Here is a 21596-nt window from a genome sequence, read left to right as displayed (position 1 = left end):
GTTTGGAACCGGTGTGCTCTTGGGTACGTCTGAGCAAACGGTGATCGCGCGCGGCGGCGGGCTAGTAGACTTCCGGGCAACCGTGCACAGGGCAATGACGTGGGGTGACGATGAGTTTCGTACCTGATCCGGGGCAGGGCGGTACCGATTTCGGCAGCATGGTCGGGCTGGTCAGCACTGGCGGCGTCAGTGCGAAGGCCGTCGAATCGGCCAAGGCCGAGACCCAGAAGCTGGTCGACGCGGCGAAGTCCGGCGGCTTCAAGATCAGCGCCGAGGGCGTGAAGCCGCTCACCGACGCCATCATGCAAATGCGCCAGGACCTGATGTACCTCTCCCAGGGGACTTACTTCCTGACGCAGGCTCCTCAATTGGGCAGCCACCCTTATGGGCAGACTGTGGCCCAGCACGATCAGAAAGGTGCTGCGGACGAGACCAACTCTGCGCAAGTAGTGCTGCGGCAATTCATGACCGTCCTCGATCAGGCGGCAGAAGCATTGCTCAGGGCATCCGGGCAGTACAAGGAAAACGAAGCCGCGGTGTCCGACTCGATCAAATCGATTCAAACCTGAGGAACTGTGACTTTCTCGATGCGCATGCTCGTGGTAACCGGTGTGGCACTGTTGTCCATCGCGGGCTGTTCGGCCAAGGAACCGGGCACGGCTCAGCCGTCGACAGGTGCTCCGGGCACCTCTGCGAGTTCACCCTCCGGTCCGAGTTCGTCTGGCAACAACGGCTCGCCGACGGCCGCGCTCGATCCGTGTTCGCTGCTGGATCCTGTCGCACTCGGTGAGTTCGGTCCGTTCGACGGCGGTCCGCGTGCGGACGTCAAGCCAGGCGCGCGGGTATGCAACCTGGGCCGGAAGCTCATGTCGGCCACCGACGAGGTGCTGGTCATCGGTGTTGCCGTCCGTGACGAGCAGGGCTTGGCCGATACGAACGAGACCGGCGCGGGCAAGACCGAAGGCAAGGTCAACGGTCGTAAAGCGCTGCAGGTTCCGGATCTTATCCAGCATTGCTTGATCGTGCTCGAAGTGACTGCGACCTCCAGGGTCGACGTAGCCATTACCGCTTCGGACCCGCAGCAGGCCTGCAAGGTCGCGGGCAAGGTCGCGGACCTCGTCGAACCGAAGCTTCCGAAGGGGTAGGGGACCCGATGACCGGACAACACACGCCGATCTACACGCAGCAGGAAGTCGCCGACATGGCACCTGCTGAGCGTGACGCCTACTTGCAGCAGAAGGCCATCGAGGGTGTTCCCGAAGACAGCTGGCTGTTCGGCTTCATCGAGCAGATGAAGGCCAGTGCCGAGGCGAAGAAGCAGTCGCAGGCGATCGGCGACCAGAACCAGATGGCGGCGACGACCGGGCATGATGTCCAGTACGTCCAAGGTCTTCAGCCGTCGGACGCCAACTATCGCGGAAACGACCACACCCAGCTGAAGGCGTTCCTCGACAGCAACCTCGATGTTGAGCAGGTCTCGAACGTCTCGACCGCTTACCACCAGGTCCACAAGGCGTTCGAGGACTTCTCGAAAACGATGACCCAGGCGGTCAACGCCTCCAAAGGCGAGTGGGAAGGCGCCTCCGCGGACGCCGCCACCGGCTATTTCACCAGCCTCGCCAAGTGGTCCGACGCCAACTCCCAGAACGCGAAACTCGCGTCGGAAACCGTCTTTGACCAGGGCACGGCGGCGTCCAACGCCAAGAACCAGATGCCGACCCCGATCCCCTTCAACTGGAACGACGAGTTCAAGGACTGGGTGACCTCGAACCCGTTCAACATGGGCGAGAACATCGACAAGTCCATCCAGAAGCAAAAGGACAGCCAGGCCGCGCACGAAGAAGCCGCAGGCGTCATGTCGAAGTACGACAACGAGCTGTACCAGTCGGCTTCGAAACAGCCCGCGTTCGCGGAGCCGCCGAAGTTCGGCGAGGGCACTGGCACGAGCAGTGACACCGGCAAAGACACCGGCCGGTCGAGCGACAGCTCCAGTTCCAGCATCAACACCGGCAACTCGGGTAACACCGGGAGCAGCTACACGCCTGGCCCGACGCCGAGTGCTCCGCCGCCGGTGCATGGGCCGGGTGCGACGACCGGGGCCGGGCAGGTGGGTGGTGCGACGTCGGCTTCGTCGTTCGTGCCGCCGACGCAGAACCCGAATCCCGGGCCGAATCCGAACCAGAACCAGAACATGATGCCGATGGCTCCGCCCATGATGGGTGGCGGCAGCTTCGGGCCCGGTGGTGACAACGAGTACAACTCGAAGACCGGCCGCGGTGGCGGTGGGTTCGGGCCGGGGAGTGGCTCGTCGTCCGGTGCCGGCGCGCAGGGTGCCGGGAACAGCTCGGGTGCGGCCAGGCCAGGTGGGGTCGGTGCGGCCGAGTCCGCCGCCGGTCGCGGGCTCGGTGGGCCTGGCGCCGCCGGTCGTGGTGGGCCTGCCGGAATGGGTGGCATGGGCCGCGGCCAGGGTGGCAAGGGCGAAGAGGACCAGGAGCACCAGCGGCCGACGTACCTCGTCGAGGGTGACCCCGATGAGGTGTTCGGCAGCAACGCGCGCACGGCGCCGCCGGTGATCGGCGAATAAGTTTCCACGTCGATGCCCCCGCCTTCACCCGAGGCGGGGGCATTTTCGTTCGTAAAGGATCCGGGCGGCGGGGAACCGGTAGCTTGTTCCTGCGCTCTGAGGGTGAGAGCTGGGGTGATGGAACGAGAGGGTGGGCGATGACGCCGGAAGAATGGCTGGCGAACTTCGACGCGAAGATCGCCGATGTGCAGGCGAAGGCCGCCGAGTTCCAGGAGAACCTGGAGGCGTCCAGCGCTTCCGAGGCCAATCAGGACGGCTCGATCCGCGTCACTGTCGCGCCGAATGGCTCGCTGACCGATCTGCACCTCGCCGACACTGCGGTGCAGGGCAAGTCCGGCTCGAAGATCGCCGAGGAGATCCTCAAGCTCGCGCGCAAGGCGCAGCGCTCGGCCGCGGTGAACGTCGCGGAGGCGTTCAAGCCGATGGGCGGCGACTCGGAGGCCTTGCACATGGTCACCGGCTACATCCCGCCGGAGGAGCCAGAGGAGCCGGAACCCGCAGGTCAGCCGCCCGAGCGGCAGCTGTTCGCGCACGAGGAGCCGGAACAGCCGCGTCAGGCACCGCCCACCCCGCCGCCGCCGCCACCCGCCCGCCCACGACGGCCGCGTCCCGACGACGAGGACGACGACTTCGGCGGCGGCTCGATCCTGCGTCGCGACTGAGGAGCTGAATCATGACTACCGCGACTTCCGGAGCGGGCATCTTCGACACCTATTCGGGGCTGGTCGACTCGATCACCGCCGATTCGGAAAACGAAGGCATGCAGGTGTGCAACGTGGCGATCAGCGCCGCGAGCACGGTGGTCGACACCGTCGGCGCCGCCATGGACCCGCTGGGCGCCGTCCTCAACGCCGGCGTCGGCTGGATGCTCGAGCACATCAGCTTTCTGCGTGAGCCGCTCGACGCGCTGCTCGGCAACCCCGACGAGATCAACGCCAACGTCGACCAGCTCAAATCCGCGGCCGTCGAGATGAAGACGATCGCCCAGGAGCACCGCGAGGACCTCAAGGCCGTCGCCGAGTGGGAAGGCGACGCCGCCGACAAGTACCGCGACAGCCTGACTCAGATGGCCGAGGAACTCGAGGCGCTCGGCAAGACGCTCGACGGCACCGCGGCCATCGCGGGCATCTCCGGCATGCTGGTGACCACCCTGCGCGGCATCGTCTTCGGCCTCATCTCCAACGTCATCGCCGAGCTCATCCGCGACGCGCTGATCGCGGCCGCTTCAGCCGTGGTCACCTTCGGCAGCTCGATCGCCGCCTTCCTCGGCGTCGCGTCGGCCCGCGCGGCCGCCACCGCGGCGAAGATCTCCGGCAAGATCACCAAGCTCCTGTCCGGCTTCGCCCGCCAGGGCACCCGCCTCGCCAAGCTGATCCAGGCCATGGAGAAGATCACGCAGGGCCTCGACCGCTTCGCGACCGTCGGCGGCCTGGCCATGGGCGCGTACGACGCGGTCAAGCCGTACGACGTCCCGCCGGCGGGTGAGTAGCGATGGCCAAACACGGCAGCACCGGCGGTAGTCACCACACGTCAACCGGTTCGCATCACACGTCGACCTCGGGTTCGCATAGCCCCAGCCCGACCCATCACACCTCGGATGGTTCATCGCCGCACCACGAGTCGAAGAAGCCGAACACCAGCCATGGTGAGGGCACGCACAACATCGGTACCAGTGCGGGCGGCAAGGGCCACCGGCTCAACACCGAGTCACTGGGCACGATGGAAGGCCACATCGGCCGCACCCGTGACAAAGTCGACGGTGTCGGCCGGAAAGTCAGCGGCGCGAACTTCGGGCACGAGTCCATGGGCGTCATCGGCACGGGGATGACCGGTTCGCTGAACAGCACGGTCGATGCCGCGAAGGCCCAAGTCGCGAAGACGAGCAAGTCCGTCGACGCCGCGGCTTTGAAGACGAAGGCAGCTCGTCAGCACTACGAGACCAACGAGCTCAACACGGTCGACGCGCTGAACAAGACGGGCAAGTCGGTCAAGGCGCCGCCGGTCAAAGAAGGCTCGACTACTCCGTCCAGTGCGGGAAGCAGTACGCCGCCGACTCCAAAAAGCGCGGGTGGCTCGCCGCCTAACAATCCGCCGCCCGGCGGACCGCCACCACCCGGCGGCGGCGATTCCGGCGGCCACCGCCCTCCCGATGACGATGGGCCCGGGCATCGAGGGACGCCTCCCGGGCCGAAGTCGTGGCGGCAGTCGATGGAGGAGCACTTCACGCCCAGTGAGATGAAAGAGCTGGACCGTGCGTTCGAGAAGGGAACCGCCGACCCGACGAAGGGGCAGGTGCCCGGCTCTGGTCAGCTGACTCCACGGGAGCGCGACCTGGTGGCTCGTGCCCAGGCCTTGGTCGAGATCCACCCGGACACGACGATGCAGAAGGTGATCCCGCCTGGCGCGCTGGACCGATACCTGGCCAATGAGGTCACACCGAGTGGCGACCGGAGGTTCAACGCCAACCAGGTCGGTGGATTCGTGGCCAGGGCACAGGATGCGACTCACATGCGGACGCCGGAGGAGATCATCCAAGGCAACCGGCTGGACTACCAGAATACACCGTTCAAACCGGACAAGCTGGATGTCGTGCACGTAATGGAGTTCCCGGCGGGAGATTCGACCTACAAGGCACCTTTCGGTGCGCCCTACGCGGGAGGCAGCGGTACGCATGCCAATTGGGAGTCGGTGCGTGAAGCACGTGCCGGGATGGTCGACGCAGCCGATTCGGCGGGTTTCACACCCAAGAATTCCGAGTCTATGGTGTCGAAATGGCCGTTCAGTGGGTTCGGGATGACCGCCGATGCACATAATGGTGTGCCAGAGCGCATTCGGCCGTATGCGGACATCGAACCCGGAAGCACTATCTTCGAGTACGACCGAGCAGGCAATAAGCGGCCAGTAGCCAGGTACTGGGGCGAGGACTTGGGATGGGAGGATCTCCGATGATTCGACGGTATCCGGGTGCAGGCACCGTGGTGGAGTTTCGCGGAACCGTATATCCAAAGGCCTCGGTCTTGCACACCGGTGAGGCGCTGCTGACCTACCGGGGTGAAGATCCCCCTGACCCTCGGTTTCACTACCTGGAGAAGTGGAAGGCGTGGCAGGCGAATATTCCATTGGCTGAGTGTGATTCAGCTTATTCGGTCAGTAGTAAGGGTACGTATCACGGGCTCAATGTGCAGGTGATTTCGGTATCGGGCGACGGAAACGCCTTGCTGTATTATCTCGGTGGCGAAACTGCGGATGCCGAGGCGGAAGGGTTCGAGCAGAGCGATCCGGGCACTTTTTCCATTCTCGTGCCACTCCGTGAAGTGCATCGCTACCGTGAGGAGTGGCGCGACCTGCTTTTCCCGATCTGGCGTGAGCAGGAATACGCCAAACCGCAAGGTGAAGGTGTCTCATGACTTCCTCGATTCCGGGTGCGGGCCAGTTGTCGCACGAGCAGCGAGTGTTGGTCGCCCGCTCATTGCGACTGGCGCCCATTGAAGCGGACACGCTCATGGTCAAGGTCCTACGGCCCGGTGCCGCGGGACGTTATCTCGGTCGTGAGGTTTCCGCGGGCATGCCCGGTGTGAAGCCTCCTTTCCATCACAAACTCGTCGGCGGTTCGGTTTCCAGGCAACAGGACACTACGCATCTCCGTACTCCGGTCGAGTTCGTCGCGTCATTTCGACTCGATTTTCCTGCCAATGCCTTTGGCGCGCAGCCGAGCAATGTTCAGGTCATGGAGTTCCTGGCGGTCGACCCCGACCGTTTCGTGCTGCCGTTGGGCGCACCGACGTTGCCTTACCCACGGACCGGCTATCCGGAAAACCATGCTCGCGTCGAAGTGGCCGCGATGGACATGGTGGCGGCCGCGCGAGAGGCGGGGATCGACCTGGATACGTTCCGGCAGGAATTGAACCCGTGGCCGTACACCGGGACTGGTATCACGGCGAATTCCGAGCTGGGATTCCCCGAGTACTGGATGCGTTTTGGTGTGGTGCCGGGCGGTGCCATGATATTCGACTACAATCACCAAGGGCAAAAAAATCCGGTGGCGGTGTATAGAGGGGCAGCCCTCGGGTGGGTGCGTGCGTGATGGCGTCGATGCGTCCGCGAGTTGGTATCTACGCCTCGGTGCGTGGGCATGAATACGAGGTCGAGTCCCATCCGGTCGGGGGCAGTGTGATCTTGCTGCACGCCGGAGCGGTCAACCCTGATGCCAGGATTTTCTTCTGGTCAGAGGAGCGCGCCGCCGGGGCGGCGCAGGTCTCGATTTCTGACTGTGAGCGTCTCGACGAGATCACCGTCGAGACGGACTACGAGGGGCTTCCGTGCGAGATCGTCGCAATTGAAGCGGACGGCAGAGTTGGCCTTTGCTACATCGGAGCTGAGAAGGCACTTGCCCAGAAATACGGCTTCACTCAGACCGATGCGGGAAGCTGGGCGAAAACCGTAAATATCTATGAGCTGGATGTGTACCGCGAGTGCAGGTATGATTTGTTATTCCAACGTAATGTCGGGCTGCTGTACGATGTCGCGACGCCCGATGGTGACTAGCGGTGCCGATGTCTGAGTTCAGTACGGTCTCACCTCGAAACTATGCGCGCTACCAAGGGAAAACGTACGTGGCGCATGAGCGGGTGGCGTCGTCTGTGCGGCTCAACGACATCGATACCGGCAACGAGATCGCCGCCGTTCCAATAGACGACTTGGACGAGTGGTACGCGACGACCGTCAAAGGGATCTTCCTCGACCACGATTTCCAGGTTCTGATGGAAAATTCCGAGAGTTACCTCTTACTGTTCATCGCTGGTGACGGCCAATGGGCTGCCCGTACTTGGGCGCAGGAGGACAAGTACCCCGGCTGCAGTTTTAGTCAACTCGACAGATTCACCTTCGAGGTGACCGTTCCGAAAGAGATGGTTACCGACGCGCACGAAGAACGTCGGGACATCTTGGGTCCGTGGCGGCGAAAACAAGAAGGCCTTCGATGACTGCTGAAGTGGCGATCGTCGCGCGGTATCGCGGGCACCGGGTTGTCGTACTCAAGCGCTTGGAAGACTCGGCACGTGTGCTCTACCAGGACTTCAGCGGTGCGTGGGCCGAGTCCAACGGCTTCGTGCAAGTGGACAAGTACGAGTACCACGCGACTGTTCCCTTTGCCGCGCTCAAGGACGTGGCCGAGGAACGGATCGAGTGCACGCCTGGCTGGTGGCCGAGCCATGGCCGTGCGGAGTATCTGGGGCAGATCTGCGAGGTCGGCGCGCTCGGTGCAGACGGCTTGGTCGAGATCACCTACCTGTGGCGCGAGAACTCATGTGCTGGCACCGAAACCAAGGGAAAGGTGCTCAAACGGGCGGAGAAGCTCGGGTTCGTCGAAACTGCGGGTGGTTTGACCAAAACCGTTGCCGCGAGCGAACTTCACCGCGTCCGTGAGTACACGCCTCAGTAGCGGAAGAACTTCTCCTTGCGGCCCTGACGCACGAGCTTCAACCACTGCAGGAAGGCCTTCGGGTCGCGCTTGACGCCGACGAAGTACAGCCCGAACCGGATGTACTCCAGCGCGCCGATCTTGCGCATGCCCGGCTGGGCCATCAGGAAGCCGCGGTTGCGGTAGGTGTAGTACCGCTTGACCTCGTTCTCCGGGTCCTGCGCGTGGAACTTCCCGCCCAGCATCGGCTTGAACTCGTCCGAGCCGTCCGGGTGCAGGTACGTGGTCTTCAAGGACGTACCGAACGGCAAGCCCGAGCGGACCAGGCGCCGGTGCAACTCGACCTCGTCGCCGCGGAAGAACAGGCGCAGGTCCGGCACGCCTACGACGTCCAATGTGGACGCTCGGAAGAGTGCGCCGTTCATCAGGGAGGCGATGCCCGGCAGGAAGTCCTGGCCGAGTTCCTCGGATGAGCGCTTCCAAGTGAGGCCGCGGCGCAACGGGAAGGCCAACTTGGCCGGTGCGTCGATGTTCGCGACCACCGGGGAAATCTCCGCCAGGTTCCGCTTTTCGGCCTCGTCCAACAGGATCTGGAGGACGTTCTCGTCGGCCGGGCGGCCGTCGTCGTCGGCGAGCCAGAGCCAGGAGGCGCCCATCGAGAGAGCGTGGAGCATGCCGAGCGCGAAACCGCCCGCGCCGCCGAGGTTGTGGTGCGACGGGAGATACGTGAACGGGAGCGGGTAGCTCTCGACGACGTCGCGTGCCGACTGGTCGGGGCCGTTGTCGACCACGATGAGGTGGTCGACGTGGCGGGTCTGGGCCGCGATGATCTTGAGTGAGTCGGCCAGCAGGTCGCGGCGGTGGCGGGTGACGACCACGCCGACGACCGCGCCGGGTGGCAACGGCTGGTCGCTCATGTCATTCGCCGCCGTTCGTGGCCACCGCGAAGCGTTCCCGGTTCTCGGGGCTCATGTGCTCGAACGGGTCGCGGCCCTTGTACTGCGTCAACACCTCGCGGAGGCTGCCGCGCTGCTTCAGGTGACCCTCGTCCATCCAGATGGCCGAGTCGCACAGCTCGAAGAGGAACTCGTCGGAGTGGCTGGCGAAGACCAGGATTCCGGAGCGCTTCACCAGATCCTTCAGCCGGTCCTTGGCCTTGGCCAGGAACGCCGCGTCGACGGCGCCGATGCCCTCGTCGAGGATCAGGATCTCGGGGTCGATCGACGTCACCACGCCCAGCGCCAGGCGGACGCGCATACCCGTGGAGTACGTGCGCAGCGGCATCTGGAGGTAGTCGCCGAGTTCGGTGAACTCCGCGATGTCGTCGACGCGCTTTTCCATCTCTTTCGCGGTCATGCCGAGGAAGAGGCCGCGGATGATGATGTTCTCGAGGCCGGAGATCTCCGGATCCATGCCGATGCCGAGGTCGAAGACCGGCGCGATCTTGCCGACGATCCTGGCCGAGCCGCGGGTGGGCTCGTAGATGCCGGACAGCAGCCGCAGCAGCGTGGACTTGCCGGCGCCGTTGTGGCCGACCAGGCCGACCCGGTCGCCTTCCTGCAACGACACGGTGATGTCGTGCAGCGCCTCGATGATGGGCACCTTGGTGTCGGAGCCGATCTTGCCGCCGACCTTGCCGAGCACCTGCTTCTTCATCGACCGCGTCTTGGCGTCGAAGATCGGGAAGTCGACCGATGCGTTCCAGACGTCAATGCTGACCACTAGCTGTCACACCCAATACGAGACGCGGGAACGGTAGTTTTTCATGACCAGCAGCGCGATGCCCCAGCCGAGCCCGGTGAGCGCGACCACGATCACCCAGCTCCACCAGTCGACCTGCTGGCCGAGCAGCGGGCCGCGCACGACCTGCACGTAGTGGTACAGCGGATTGAACTGGACCGCCGTGTGGCCGATGCTGCGGCCGCGCTCACCGAGCACGTCGGGCGACCAGACGATCGGGGTCATGTAGAACACCAGCTGCACCAGGCTGTTGATCACCTGGGGGATGTCGCGGAAGCGGGTCGAGATGATGCCGAACAGCAGCGAGACCCAGACACCGCTGACCACCAGCAGGATGAAACCGGGGATCACCAGCAGCATGCCGAAGCCGAGACCGGGGTGCAGCGGGCCGGAATTGTCCTCGCTCATGTGGTACGGGCTGCCCAGCGTGCCGATCGAGACCAGCAGCACGATCACGTAGATGATCAGGTTGTGCGCCAGCATCAGCACCTGACGCCACACGGTGCGCAGCACGTACACCGTGAGCGGCGCCGGCATCTGCTTGATCATGCCCTCGTTCGCGATGAACGTCTCCGCGCCTTCGGTGATGCAGGCGAGGATGAAGTTCCAGACGATGAATCCCGTCGTGATGTACGGCAGGAACGTCTCGATCTTCATGTGGAACAGCGCGGAGTACAGGATGCCGAGGCCCAGCGCCATCACACCGGTCGCGATGGTGATCCAGAACGGGCCGATCACCGAGCGGCGATAACGCTGCTTGATGTCCTGCCAGCCGAGGTGCGCCCACAGCTCGTGGTTCGCGAACCCGGTCTTGAGGTCGGTGAACGTCCGCGCGAATGATCGGCGGTCGGATTCGATCGGCGCCGGATTCAGGGCTGTCTCCGTGTGGTCACTGGTGGCGTGAACCGTGCTGGTGGCATGCACGAGATACGAGGGTACCTACGTGACTCGGTGTGCTTGCCCTGCCCCATGGGAGCGGGATCGGCCGCAAGCCCTAATCTGCTTCGCCGATTCGCACGACGACCTGCTCGTCGACGTAGGAATACCCGACGTATTCGAACGAAATGCCGGTTTTCTCGACGTACTCCGTCCAGGCCCGGTATTCCCCGTCCTTCCAGGCCGGATAGTTGAAGAACTCGTCGAATACGACGATGGAACCCGGCCGCAGGCGCGGGCCGACGAGCTCCAGCACGGTCTTCGTGGAGCTGTAGAGGTCGCAGTCGACGTGCAGCAGGCCGACCGGGCCCTGATGTTCGTCGAGGAATCCCGGCAGCGTCTCGTCGAACCAGCCGATGACGAGCTCGGCGCCCGGCACCTCCGGCGGTTCGTCGACGGCGAAGTAACCCGGCGCGAAGTCGACGCCCCATTGCTCGGGCAGGCCTTTGAACGAATCGAAACCGTAGACACCGCCGGTCTGGCGGGTTTCGGCGATGAGCTTGAGGCTCGTTCCCTTGAACACGCCGAATTCGAGCGCCATGCCCTCTTCCGGCGCCAGCTTCAACCCGTGTCCGAGCACGCCGAGACGCTCATCGAAGCGCGGCGCGCTCGGCATGTGCTCGATGACGAATTCGGCGGCCTCCAGCGCGGCGCGCTGGTCGGCGGCGTACACGAGGTCGCGGCGTGACCGGATCTCGAACTCGATGACCCGGTCGTAGGCGCGCTGAGCTTCCGCGCGCGCTTCGGTGATCTGGCGCTCCAGCCGCTCGGTCTGCTCGCTGACCAGCGGTTTCACCGCCTCCGCCACGGCCCGTTTGAACTTGTCGGCAAGCGCGCGGCGGATACGGGCGTCTAGGGGGAGCTGGCGCACTGTGGGTCCTCTCGCACGGGGGATTCCGGCGAGTTTAGATGCCGGGATAACCGCTAAAGGTATTGCCCGCTTCCGGACAGGCCCGGTTCGCCGCCACCGGCGGCGGCCGACGCGCCGGGCGGGAGACCGCGGCGCATCTGCTCCAGCTGCACGCGGGCCGCCATCTGCTGGGCGAACAGCGCGGTCTGGATGCCGTGCACGAGGCCTTCGAGCCAGCCGACGAGCTGGGCCTGCGCGATGCGGAGCTCGGCGTCCGACGGGGTCGAGTCGTCGGTGAACGGCGAGACGAGCCGCTCCAGCTCGTCCTGCAGCTCGGGGGCCAATGCCTTCTCCAGCTCGCGGATGGACGTCTGGTGGATGTCGCGCACCCGGTTGCGGCTGGCGTCGTCGAGCGGAGCCGCGCGGACCTCTTCGAGCAGCTGCTTGATCATGGTGCCGATCCGCATGACCTTGGCAGGCTCCTCGATCAGCTCGCCGACGGCCTCCGCGTCGCGCTGGTCGAGCTGGCCGTGGCCGACCTCGCTTGTGTCGACTGGAGTGCCGTCCGGGCCGACGACCACCACGTGGGGTGCGGATTCGGGGTGCTGGGAATTCGGCGCGGTCATGTGCCCGAGAGTAGCGGTCGGCGGCGCATCCGGTGTCTGCCAGGCCAACCCCGAACACATCGCACTTGCAAGCATCCGTACGGTGTCCACCATGGCGTTCGACGTCGCTCGTATCCGTGGGTTGTTTCCCGCGCTGGGTGACGGCTGGATTCACTTCGACGGCGCTGCTGGAATGCTGGTACCCGAACAGGTCGCTTCGGCCGTCTCGACGGCGATGCGCGCACCGGTATCCGGCCCTGGCGGGGCGTTTCCGGCCTCTCAGCGCGCCGAGAGCATTGTCACGGCGGCTCGCCGGGCGGTCGCCGACCTTGTCGGGGCCGATCCGGCCGGAGTCGTGCTCGGATCCAGCGCGCCCGTGATGCTGCGCCGCCTGGTCGAGGCCATGGCCGAGCGCTGGACCATCGGCGACGAGGTGGTCGTCTCCCGGCTCGACGAGGAGGCCAACCTCGCGCCGTGGCAGCGCGCCGCGAAGCGCGTCGGCGCCGTCGTCCGCTGGGGCGAGATCGACATCGAGACCTGTGAGCTGCCCGCCTGGCAGTATGAAAGCCTCGTTTCCGCCCGCACGAAGGCCGTCGCCGTGACGCTCGCGTCCGGCTCGGTCGGCACCAGGCCGGACGTGCCGACGGTGATCGAGTTCGCCAAGCGCGTCGGCGCGCTGGTCGTCGTCGACGCCACCTACGCCGCCCCGTTCGTGCCGCTGGACCTGCAGGCGCTCGGCGCCGACGTGATGGTCGTCTCGGCGCAGGCGTGGGGTGGCCCGTCGGTCGGCGCGCTCGTCTTCCGCGACCCTGAGCTGCTCGAACGCCTGCCCTCGGTCTCGCTCGACGCCAACGCGCGCGGGCCTGCCAGGCTGGAACTCGGACCGCACGCGTACCCGCTGCTGGCCGGGCTGGTCGCTTCGGTCGACTACCTCGCCGGGCTCGACGACGCCGCGGCCGGGTCACGCCGCGAGCGGCTGGTGACCTCACTCGGCTCGGCGAAGTCGTACCACGCCGGGCTCGCCGCGCAGCTGTCCACGGAACTGCGGGCGTTACGTCATGTGATGGTGATCGGCGACGCGATGCGCCGGATCCCGGCGCTGGCGTTCACGGTGGCGAACAAGAAGGCGCCCGAGGTCGCCGAGTACCTGGCGAAGCAGGGGCTGTGCGCGTTCGCCGACGACGGCACGAACGGCGTGTTCGCCTCGCTCGGCGTCGGCGAGGTGGGTGGCGCGGTGCGGATCGGGCTGGCCCACTACTCGAACACCTTCGAGGTGAACCAGCTCGTCCGCGTCCTGGATGAGCTTCGCTAGGGCGCGTTTCTCGGATCGGATCCGCGATAGCCGCGCCCAGGTGGCCCCTGGCGGCACCGCGGCATCACCCGAGTACAACCCGGTACGAGGATGATGCCGCGGCACCGCCAGGAACCACCTGGATCACGACTCTCATCGCACCCGATCCGAGAAACACGCCCTAGCTCTTCGCCGCCAAGATCACTTTCCCGAACACCGAGCCTTCGGCCAGCGCTTCGTGTGCCTTCGAAGCCTCCGCGAGCGGGACCACCTGACCGACGATCGGCTTGACCGAGCCGTTCTCGAGCAGCGGCCACAGATGCGCGCGCACGTCGGAGACGATGGCGGCCTTCTCGTCGAGCGGACGGCCGCGCAGCCCGGCGGCGAACACGCTCCCGCGCTTGCCCAGCAGCTTGGCGATGTTCAGCTCGGCCTTCACCCCGCCCTGGAAGCCGATGACGACCAGCCTGCCGTTCATCGCCAGCGCGTCGATATTGCGATCCAGATACGACGCGCCCATGTTGTCGAGGATGACGTCGGCACCATCGGTCACCTTCTTGAGTTCGGCGACGAAGTCCTGCTCGCGGTAGTTGATCGTGATGTCGGCGCCGAGCTGACGGCAGCTTTCGAGCCGTTCCGGCGAGCCGGCGGTCACCGCGACGGTGGCGCCGAGCGCCTTGCCGACCTGGATCGCGTGCGTGCCGATGCCGCCGGCGCCGCCGTGCACGAGCAGCACGTCGCCCTTGCCGAGCTTGCCGTGCATGACCACGTTCGCCCAGACCGTGCAGGCCACCTCTGGCAGCCCGCCCGCGATGAGCAGATCGACCTCCGCGGGCACCGGAAGCAGCTGACCTGTGGGAACGGCGACTTTTTCGGCATAGCCACCGCCGGCGAGCAGCGCGCAGACCTCGTCGCCGACTTGCCAGCCCTCGACACCCTCGCCGAGTGCGGCGATGGTGCCGGAGCATTCGAGGCCGAGCGTGTCGGTCACGCCGGGCGGCGGGGGATAGAGACCTTGACGCTGCAACAGGTCGGCGCGGTTGACCGCGGTCGCGGCGACGTCGACGAGCACCTCGCCGGGGCCGGGAACGGGATCGGGGACCTCGGTCCATTCGAGTACTTCAGGGCCACCAGGTTCACGGATGGTGATCGCGTACATGATCCGAGGGTATCTCCCGCTGAGTGGACTACCGCCGAATGCAGCATTGACGTATCAGTCAGTACGCATGAAAGTCTTCGACCATGCATAAAGCTCGCAAAAGACACTTGCCCGCGGTCGTGCTGACCGCCTGCGCTGCGCTGGCACTGGGCACCGCGCCCGCCGCCACCGCGGCGAAGGCCGATGACCCCACCGCGCTCGCCAAGAAGCTGGTCCAGAAGGTCGATGTCAACGGCGTGAACCGCCACCTCATCGCACTGCAGCGCATCTCGGACGCCAACGGCAAAACGCGTGCCGCGAGCACCGAAGGCCACAAGAAGTCCGCCGAGTACGTCGCGACCAAGCTCGAAGCGGCCGGCTTCGACGTGACGCGCCAGGAGTTCCCGTTCACCTTCAGCCAGACTCTGGCCGAGAAGCTGACGGTCGGCGGCGCCGCGACGCCCATCATCGCCATGACCTACACCCCGTCGACGCCCGTCGGTGGCATCACCGCGCCGCTCGCTCTGGCCGCTGTCGACGACACCTCCGGCTGTGAAGCGGGCGACTACACCGGCGTGACCGGCAAGATCGTGCTGATCAAGCGCGGTGGCTGCACCTTCGCGCAGAAGCAGGCGACCGCCGCGGCCGCCGGTGCCATCGGCGCGATCGTCTACAACAACACCGACGGCTCACTCAACGGCACGCTGGGCGACCCGGCCGCCGCGAAGATCCCGACCGGTGGCGTCACCGCCGCGGACGGCGCCGTGCTCGCAGGCAAGGCAGGTCAGGCGGTCACGCTGGAGCTGCGGACCGTGCTCGAGCCGCGCACCAGCTACAACGTCATCGCGGAGACCAAGACGGGCCGCAAGGACAACGTGGTGATGCTCGGCTCCCACCTGGACAGCGTCCCCGAGGGCCCCGGCATCAACGACAACGGCACCGGCTCCGCCGCGCTGCTCGAGACCGCGCTGCAGCTCGGCGCCACCCCCAAGGTCAACAACGGGGTCCGCTTCGGCTGGTGGAGCGCCGAGGAGTTCGGCCTGGTCGGCTCGACCCACTACGTCAACCAGCTGAGCTTCGAAGAGCAGCTGAACATCGCGCTGTACTTGAACTTCGACATGATCGGCTCGCCGAACGCGGCGTACTTCGCCTACGACGGCGATGACTCCGACGCGACCGGCGCCGGCCCAGGCCCGTACGGCTCGGCGCAGATCGAGAAGAACTTCACCGACTACTTCGCGTCGCGCAATCTGCCGATCGAGGGCACGGACTTCACCGGCCGCTCCGACTACGGCCAGTTCATCGCCGTCGGCATCCCGGCGGGTGGCCTGTTCACCGGCGCCGAGGGCAAGAAGACCGCGGCACAGGTGGTGAAGTTCGGCGGCACCGCCGACGTCGCCTACGACAAGTGCTACCACCAGGCCTGCGACAACCTCGGCAACGTCGACCGGGTGGCGCTGGACCGCAACTCCGACGCCGTCGCGTGGGCGCTCGGCAGCTTCGCGTACAGCACAGCCGACGTGAACGGCGTGTCGCCCGTGGGCAGCACCGCGAACGCGAAGGCCAAGCGGGCTTCGGCGATGCGGATCCTCGGTGACCGTGAGGCCGGAGTCGACTCCGACCACGCGGCCGCGTAACCAATCGCGAAAGGCCCGCCATCTCAGTTGAGATGGCGGGCCTTTCGCGTGGCGGGTCAGCCGAGGTCTTTGGCCCCGAAGGTGTCGCACTTGGCGGGCTGGCCGGTTTCCCAGCCGGTGGTGAACCACTTCTCGCGCTGGGCGGACGAGCCGTGCGAGAACTTGGACTGGTCGACGCGGCCGCCGCCGAGCTTGGTCTGGATGTAGTCGTCGCCGATGCGGGACGCCGTGTCCAGCGCGCGCTTGATGTCGTCCTGGGTGACGTCGGTGATCAGCGGCTTGCCGCTCTCGGCCGGTGTCGAGGTGGCGTGGTTCGCCCAGACGCCCGCGTAGCAGTCGGCCTGCAGTTCGAGGCGGACCGAGCCGGAGGTCGGGCCGGTGCCGGTGCCCTTCTTGGACACGCCGGTCAGGTTCTGCACGTGGTGGCCGTACTCGTGGGCGAGCACGTAGGCCTCGGTGAACAGGCCGCCCTGCGCGCCGAACCGGGTGCGCAGCTCCTCGAAGAAGGACAGGTCGATGTAGACCTTGGAGTCGGCCGGGCAGTAGAACGGGCCGACATCGGAGCTCGCGCTGCCGCAGCCGGTGTTCACGCCGCCGGTGAAGAACTTGGTCGGCGCCTTGCGGTAGGTCGAGCCGGACCGCGAGAACTCCTGCGTCCAGTAGTCCTGGATCGAGTTCACGATCGCGACGATCGCGCAGTCATGTTTGGCGTTGGCGTCCTTGCCGGTCTTGCACTCGGTCGCGAGCGAAGTGTTGTTCCCGGTCGAGCCGCCGCTCTCGAGCCCTGGCAGCCCGCCTGCCTGCTGGCTCAGGCCGCCGCCGAACTGCGAGAACAGGAAGTAGATGACGAGCCCGACGATGCCGAGCCCACCGCCACCGAGCGCCACCCGGCCCCCGATCCCACCGCCGCCACCTTCACCACGCGAGTCCTGGATCTCGGAGATGTCCAGCCCGGAGTCATCGTCGAATCGCACGGCCACAGCGTAGCCCGCGCGCAGGCCGGGGGCGCGGCACTGAACTCCAGCGCCGCGCCCCTGGTCAATCGAGGTCGAAAAATCCGAATCGGCGGTTGGCCGCTGCCGGGCCGGCGTTCAGCGCTGCCGGCACGGTCGAAGAGGCCGTGACCGAAACAGGCTCGAACTACGCCGAATGCGCGAGAATCTTGCCGAGCGCATTTACGAAGAACCCGTGCGTGCTGTTCGCAATCGCGACCGGGTCGGGATCAGTCCGCACCGCTCGCGGGGACACAGCAGGCAGTCAACCGCGGGAAATCAGCGATCACGCAACCACCTGTCCTTCCCGGTTGGAAGGTCACGTACCGGCGTTGCCTGGTGACTCGCCTTGTACGGCCCCGTCCACCCTCTGACAAGTAAGGATGCGCCTTTTACCGCCGACTCTCAACCGTTTCGTAATCCCCCTTCGGGCGATCTTTGGCAGAGTTTTATAACCCAGCAGGCGGTGCATCGGTGGTGGCGATCAACGTTCTACTCTGCCAGGCATGAGCGAGGAGCGTGAGGACGTGCGATGGCTGTCTGAGTCGGAGGGACTCGCCTGGCGCTCCTACATCGTCGCGACCTTGCGCCTGCGTCAGCGCCTGCACCGCGAACTCGCCGATCAGCACGACGTGTCGCTCACCGACTACGAGGTGCTCGTCTGCGTCGACATGCAGGAAGACAAGCGCATGCGGATGAGCGACCTCGCCGAGATGCTCGGCTCCACCAAGAGCAGGCTCTCCCACCAGGTCGGCCGCATGGAGCTGGCGGGCGTACTCCGCCGCGACCGCGACCCGGAGGACAAGCGCGGCGTCATCGCCGAGCTCACCGAAGCGGGCACCGACCTGCTGAAAAAGGCGGCCCCCACGCACGTGCTCGGCGTCCGCGAGCACCTGATCGACCTGCTCACCCCAGCCGAGCAGGCGACCATCGGCGCCGCCTTCGGCCGAGTGCTCGAACACCTCACCGAGCTCGAGCCGTGACCCGTTAGGCTTGCGGCAGGGAAGCGTGGCAGAGCGGCCGAATGCACTCGCCTTGAAAGCGAGCGTTGGGAAACCAACCGGGGGTTCAAATCCCTCCGCTTCCGCATAGCGCCTCTGACCAGTGGAAACGCTGGTCAGAGGCGATCTTGTCAGTACGCGGATGAGCGAGCACAGCGCTTCCAACACGCTCGCCTGGTGACACTTCGGCACCAGGGTGGAGAGCATGAAAGACGCGTACAAGTACGCACCGGGCGAGTGGGAGTCGCTGGGGCGCGAGTGGCGCAGGTCCCTTCAAGCGGACAACAAGTCAGCCGACACGATCAGGATTACCTAGGCGTCTGTACCACAACCACTTCCGGTCGCTGCGGACGTTTACCTTGGATGCTGAGGGGGACGAGCTGGGCGGGACCGGCACCGAGCCCGGTGAGTAGTTCTACTCAGTCGAGGGTAAGTAGAGACCCTTGAGCTGGTAGGTATGCCTCCCCCTCCTGGGGTTCGGGCGTTGAAACGGCCTTCCTTGACCCCGTAGTGTCACCGGTTGACTACGGGGGGGGAGGCCGCGTGTCGGGCTATCAGGTTGTGATTGACAAGATCAGAAATACTGGCCGAGCTGCCGGGCGTGTGGCGGACGGCCTGCGAGGTGTCGACTGCGCCGCTGTGCTGCCGACCGGGGACGCTGGAATGCCGGGTGCGCGCTGTGTGCCGAAGCTGGCAGCGGTGATCCAAGCGTGGCAAGGCCGTGAAAAGGCCGCTGAGGGCCAGCTCGATGAGCACTCGTCGAGCATGGCCAAGGCCGCTGATCGCTACAGTTCGAATGAGGTGGACGCGAGCCACGACCTGATGGTTCAGGCGCGCCCAACGACCGGTCCGAGGCCGTCCTGATGGCCACATGGGGCGAGGTCAAGCGTTGGCAGAACGGACCAATGCAGAACTCGGTAGGTCCGTTGAACGGTGAGTACAACAAGCTCCTCGCGCTTTCGGATGACCTGCGCGATATCAATGCGCCGTATGGATGGTCGGGTGCCGCTGCGAGCGCTGCCGCGGGCGCGGTGAATCAGATCATCGACACGCTGGAGGAGTACGCAGCCGAGGTCGCCGCCGCTCGGCGAGGTCTTGGTGATACCGGCGACGCGATCTTGGGCATCATGCACGGGGTATCCGACGCCGAGCATCTTGCGGCCGCGCATCGCTTCACGATCGGTGACAACGGTGCGGTCGTGGACAACGGCCCGCCGCCGGACACGCCTGAGGATCAAAAGGATGCGGTCGCGCGTGAGCGGCAGAAGATCGCCGCCGAACTCAAAGACCGAGTCGAGCAGGTCATCCGCAGCGCCACAGACGTCGACGATGACCTGTGCATCGTGCTCGACCGCATCTTGTCCGGGCACACGATCGACGCCGGAGCTAATGACAACGAGCACACCAGTCTCGCCGCCGCGGGCAACGCAGGCGACGCTCTCGGCTCCTTGTCGATCCCAGCGCCACCACCGGAGGGTGCAACGGCTGCGCAGAACGCCGCATACTGGTCGACCTTGAGCGAAGCACAACGCACTCGGCTTGCCAAAGACAGGCCTGAACTCGTCGGTCCGCGAAACGGGTTCTCAGCTACACAACGAGACATTGCGAACCGTATCCTCTTCGACCGCGAGCATGAGCGGTGGCGCAAGGAACGCGACGAGCTGCAACGGAAGGTTGACACCTTTCCCCGTTCAGGCGGGGGAGAGATCAAGCTCAATGACCAACATGAATTCGATGCGCTGAAGGCAAAACTCGACGAAGCCAATGGCAAGGTCGGCGGTCTCGACAGGATCGAGCAGGCACTGGCGGACCCGCCAGGAACGCCCGATTCGAGGCGGCATTACCTGCTTGGCCTCGACACGGCCAACGACGGCAAAGTCATTCTCTCCACCGGAAACCCTGACGCCGCCAAGAACGTCGCGACATACGTTCCAGGCACAAGCTCCGACCTGCCTTCGTTCGGAACCAGTATCGACCGTGCGGACGTCATGCAGCGGGCTGCAGACAAGGTGGACGCCACGGGCGGAAACGCCGTCATCGCCTGGATGGGCTACGACGCGCCAAACGAGATCCCGAACGCAATTTTCCAAGACTACGCGAACAACGGGAAGCATGCTCTCGTGGACTTCCAAAATGGACTCAGCGAATCGCATAAAGACGGTCCTGCGCATAGCACTGTAGTGGGACACAGCTACGGCACCACAGTGGTCGGACTAGCAATGCGAGACGAAGGGATGGCTCCTGGCAACGTGATCAACGTCGGCAGTCCAGGTATGGGCGTCCACCATGCAAGCCAGTTGCACTATCCCGGTGACCAGATCTACTCCATCGCTGCCGACAACGACCTTGTTCCTGATACTCAAGCGCAAGGAAACGATCCAACGGATCCGAGCTTCGGCGGCCGGGTCATCAACGCCGACCCAGGGCCTGGTGGCTGGATGTTCGGCTACAGTTCGGATGCTCACAGTCAGTATTGGGACCCGCGAAACCCGGCACTGGCAGGCATGGGTGAGGTTATTGCCGGCCACCCGCCGCGCTAGGAGGCCAATAGTGAAACGCCTGAGACTGATACTCGGCATCACATGTACAGCGGTATGCGCGGTCCTGTTGACCGCGTGTGGAGACGACAACCCTTCGGGAACATCATTGAAGTCGACGATCACCGTCAAAGAGGCAAACCAGCGAGTTGACGATCTCATGGAGCAGGGGAGGAAGGCGCTCGGCCCTGACACGCGACTGACTGATGACTTCCGCAAGGAGTCCATGGCGTGCGATGACCCCACCGACCAGGGCCCGAAGGGGCGCGTCTTCGCTACGCGTGACGCTCAGGTCGTGAACACGCGCACCAGCGTTCCGCAGGAAAACTTCGCTGCCCTCCGTGAATGGTGGAAGGTCAGCGGGTTTCAGATCACCAGCGACGCGAGCTCCCGCCTCTTTGCGGAAAACCCTGCGAACGGATTCCGGATGAGTATCGAGACTAATGCGCAGGGTTTGCTGTATCTCGGCGTCAGCTCGCCCTGTGTGTGGCCAAACGGAACGCCGGAGCCAAAAGAAAAATAGGTGTCGATGCGCTTGAAGACTTGCCGGATGGCAGACGATCACATGATCGTTGTCATGTGCGTGCTGCTCTCCGTCGCCAGGCGTGAATCGTCCGTACTTGCCTGAGGTCGCGCCTGCGTTGACGGTCCAGGCGTCGACTTCGGTGTCGGCGAATTTGAGTCGGTAGGTGACGTTCGGCGTGCCGACGGATCGCCCCGGACACCGACGTACGGAGTGGTATTGCCGCGGACGGTGAAGGTGGGCAGCACGTCCTCCGGGTGTATCAGGATCAGGCCCATACCGGCCACGACCGCAGGTCTTGATAGACACTCGTGGGCCGCCTGTCTGCCGGTGGCACTCGGCG

Annotated in this window: 24 protein-coding genes and 1 tRNA gene; 18 read left to right on the top strand and 7 right to left on the bottom strand. The window is 65.3% G+C overall.

Annotated elements, in window-relative coordinates; translation table 11 throughout:
- Positions 1 to 110 precede the first annotated feature (110 nt).
- The 11 genes from ACFV15_RS29450 to ACFV15_RS29400 all read left to right on the top strand — a co-directional run bounded on the left by ACFV15_RS29450 (position 111) and on the right by ACFV15_RS29400 (position 8024).
- On the top strand, positions 111 to 569 hold the full coding sequence (locus tag ACFV15_RS29450; protein WP_378354192.1) for a hypothetical protein: 459 nt from the start codon (positions 111 to 113) through the stop codon (positions 567 to 569).
- A 42-nt stretch (positions 570 to 611) separates the two neighbouring features.
- The gene (locus tag ACFV15_RS29445; protein WP_378354190.1) at positions 612 to 1145 is read left to right on the top strand and encodes a DUF3558 family protein; all 534 of its coding nucleotides are present in this window, start codon (positions 612 to 614) and stop codon (positions 1143 to 1145) included.
- Positions 1146 to 1153: 8 nt separating this feature from the next.
- Complete coding sequence (locus ACFV15_RS29440; RefSeq protein ID WP_378354188.1) at positions 1154 to 2584, top strand: hypothetical protein; 1431 nt, start codon at positions 1154 to 1156, stop codon at positions 2582 to 2584.
- A 137-nt stretch (positions 2585 to 2721) separates the two neighbouring features.
- Complete coding sequence (locus ACFV15_RS29435) at positions 2722 to 3246, top strand: YbaB/EbfC family nucleoid-associated protein (protein WP_378354186.1); 525 nt, start codon at positions 2722 to 2724, stop codon at positions 3244 to 3246.
- Between the two features lie 11 nt (positions 3247 to 3257).
- Positions 3258 to 4073 carry a WXG100 family type VII secretion target gene (locus ACFV15_RS29430; RefSeq protein ID WP_378354184.1) on the top strand — a complete coding sequence of 272 codons (816 nt, stop codon included), beginning with the start codon at positions 3258 to 3260 and terminating at the stop codon, positions 4071 to 4073.
- Positions 4074 to 4075: 2 nt separating this feature from the next.
- A complete protein-coding gene (locus tag ACFV15_RS29425; RefSeq protein ID WP_378354182.1) occupies positions 4076 to 5533 on the top strand; it encodes a hypothetical protein in 1458 nt (485 codons plus the stop codon).
- A complete protein-coding gene (locus ACFV15_RS29420; RefSeq protein ID WP_378354180.1) occupies positions 5530 to 5991 on the top strand; it encodes a hypothetical protein in 462 nt (153 codons plus the stop codon). Before ACFV15_RS29425 ends, ACFV15_RS29420 begins: the two co-directional genes overlap by 4 nt.
- A complete protein-coding gene (locus tag ACFV15_RS29415) occupies positions 5988 to 6668 on the top strand; it encodes a hypothetical protein (protein ID WP_378354178.1) in 681 nt (226 codons plus the stop codon). The genes ACFV15_RS29420 and ACFV15_RS29415 overlap by 4 nt, the downstream gene beginning before the upstream one ends.
- Positions 6665 to 7129 (top strand): hypothetical protein, encoded by a 465-nt coding sequence (locus ACFV15_RS29410; RefSeq protein WP_378354176.1) that lies wholly within the window; start codon positions 6665 to 6667, stop codon positions 7127 to 7129. Before ACFV15_RS29415 ends, ACFV15_RS29410 begins: the two co-directional genes overlap by 4 nt.
- 2 nt (positions 7130 to 7131) lie before the next feature.
- On the top strand, positions 7132 to 7566 hold the full coding sequence (locus ACFV15_RS29405; RefSeq protein ID WP_378354171.1) for a hypothetical protein: 435 nt from the start codon (positions 7132 to 7134) through the stop codon (positions 7564 to 7566).
- Positions 7563 to 8024: a hypothetical protein gene (locus ACFV15_RS29400; protein WP_378354169.1), complete on the top strand. Its 462-nt coding sequence runs from the start codon at positions 7563 to 7565 to the stop codon at positions 8022 to 8024. Before ACFV15_RS29405 ends, ACFV15_RS29400 begins: the two co-directional genes overlap by 4 nt.
- Here the strand turns inward: ACFV15_RS29400 and ACFV15_RS29395 are convergent.
- From ACFV15_RS29395 to ACFV15_RS29375, 5 genes are all read right to left on the bottom strand, one after another.
- Complete coding sequence (locus tag ACFV15_RS29395) at positions 8018 to 8920, bottom strand: glycosyltransferase (RefSeq protein WP_378354167.1); 903 nt, start codon at positions 8918 to 8920, stop codon at positions 8018 to 8020. The two genes, ACFV15_RS29400 and ACFV15_RS29395, sit on opposite strands and share 7 nt — an antisense overlap.
- 1 nt (position 8921) lies before the next feature.
- Positions 8922 to 9725: an ABC transporter ATP-binding protein gene (locus ACFV15_RS29390; protein WP_378354165.1), complete on the bottom strand. Its 804-nt coding sequence runs from the start codon at positions 9723 to 9725 to the stop codon at positions 8922 to 8924.
- A gap of 6 nt (positions 9726 to 9731) precedes the next feature.
- Positions 9732 to 10667, bottom strand: a complete 936-nt coding sequence (locus ACFV15_RS29385; protein ID WP_378354163.1) for an ABC transporter permease — start codon at positions 10665 to 10667, stop codon at positions 9732 to 9734.
- Between the two features lie 70 nt (positions 10668 to 10737).
- Positions 10738 to 11550: a class I SAM-dependent methyltransferase gene (locus tag ACFV15_RS29380; protein ID WP_378354161.1), complete on the bottom strand. Its 813-nt coding sequence runs from the start codon at positions 11548 to 11550 to the stop codon at positions 10738 to 10740.
- 53 nt (positions 11551 to 11603) lie between these two features.
- Positions 11604 to 12155, bottom strand: a complete 552-nt coding sequence (locus tag ACFV15_RS29375; RefSeq protein WP_378354159.1) for a bacterial proteasome activator family protein — start codon at positions 12153 to 12155, stop codon at positions 11604 to 11606.
- A 91-nt stretch (positions 12156 to 12246) separates the two neighbouring features.
- Between ACFV15_RS29375 and ACFV15_RS29370 the strand changes: the two genes are divergently transcribed.
- Complete coding sequence (locus tag ACFV15_RS29370; RefSeq protein WP_091299626.1) at positions 12247 to 13446, top strand: cysteine desulfurase-like protein; 1200 nt, start codon at positions 12247 to 12249, stop codon at positions 13444 to 13446.
- A gap of 160 nt (positions 13447 to 13606) precedes the next feature.
- On the opposite strand, the gene ACFV15_RS29365 is transcribed toward ACFV15_RS29370, so the two are convergent.
- Entirely contained in the window at positions 13607 to 14584 is a 978-nt protein-coding gene (locus ACFV15_RS29365) for an NAD(P)H-quinone oxidoreductase (protein WP_378354157.1), read from the bottom strand.
- 83 nt (positions 14585 to 14667) lie between these two features.
- On the opposite strand from ACFV15_RS29365, the gene ACFV15_RS29360 reads away from it, so the two are divergent.
- Positions 14668 to 16200, top strand: coding sequence for a M28 family metallopeptidase (locus ACFV15_RS29360; RefSeq protein WP_378354155.1), 1533 nt, complete (start codon positions 14668 to 14670; stop codon positions 16198 to 16200).
- Between the two features lie 56 nt (positions 16201 to 16256).
- On the opposite strand, the gene ACFV15_RS29355 is transcribed toward ACFV15_RS29360, so the two are convergent.
- Entirely contained in the window at positions 16257 to 17174 is a 918-nt protein-coding gene (locus tag ACFV15_RS29355) for a neutral zinc metallopeptidase (protein WP_378354153.1), read from the bottom strand.
- Between the two features lie 524 nt (positions 17175 to 17698).
- On the opposite strand from ACFV15_RS29355, the gene ACFV15_RS29350 reads away from it, so the two are divergent.
- From ACFV15_RS29350 to ACFV15_RS29330, 5 genes are all read left to right on the top strand, one after another.
- Positions 17699 to 18175 carry a MarR family winged helix-turn-helix transcriptional regulator gene (locus tag ACFV15_RS29350; RefSeq protein WP_378354151.1) on the top strand — a complete coding sequence of 159 codons (477 nt, stop codon included), beginning with the start codon at positions 17699 to 17701 and terminating at the stop codon, positions 18173 to 18175.
- A gap of 19 nt (positions 18176 to 18194) precedes the next feature.
- Positions 18195 to 18279: transfer RNA gene (locus tag ACFV15_RS29345), tRNA-Ser, on the top strand.
- A gap of 457 nt (positions 18280 to 18736) precedes the next feature.
- Entirely contained in the window at positions 18737 to 19057 is a 321-nt protein-coding gene (locus tag ACFV15_RS29340) for a hypothetical protein (RefSeq protein WP_378354149.1), read from the top strand.
- Positions 19057 to 20733 (top strand): alpha/beta hydrolase, encoded by a 1677-nt coding sequence (locus tag ACFV15_RS29335; protein ID WP_378354147.1) that lies wholly within the window; start codon positions 19057 to 19059, stop codon positions 20731 to 20733. Before ACFV15_RS29340 ends, ACFV15_RS29335 begins: the two co-directional genes overlap by 1 nt.
- Before the next feature lie 106 nt (positions 20734 to 20839).
- On the top strand, positions 20840 to 21253 hold the full coding sequence (locus tag ACFV15_RS29330; protein WP_378354145.1) for a hypothetical protein: 414 nt from the start codon (positions 20840 to 20842) through the stop codon (positions 21251 to 21253).
- The last annotated feature ends 343 nt before the right edge of the window (positions 21254 to 21596 follow it).

Source organism: Amycolatopsis sp. NPDC059657, assembly GCF_042734395.1.
Taxonomy (GTDB): Bacteria; Actinomycetota; Actinomycetes; order Mycobacteriales; family Pseudonocardiaceae; genus Amycolatopsis.
The sequence above is the reverse complement of the archived record's forward strand: the minus strand, read 5'-3'. Positions and strand labels throughout refer to the sequence as shown.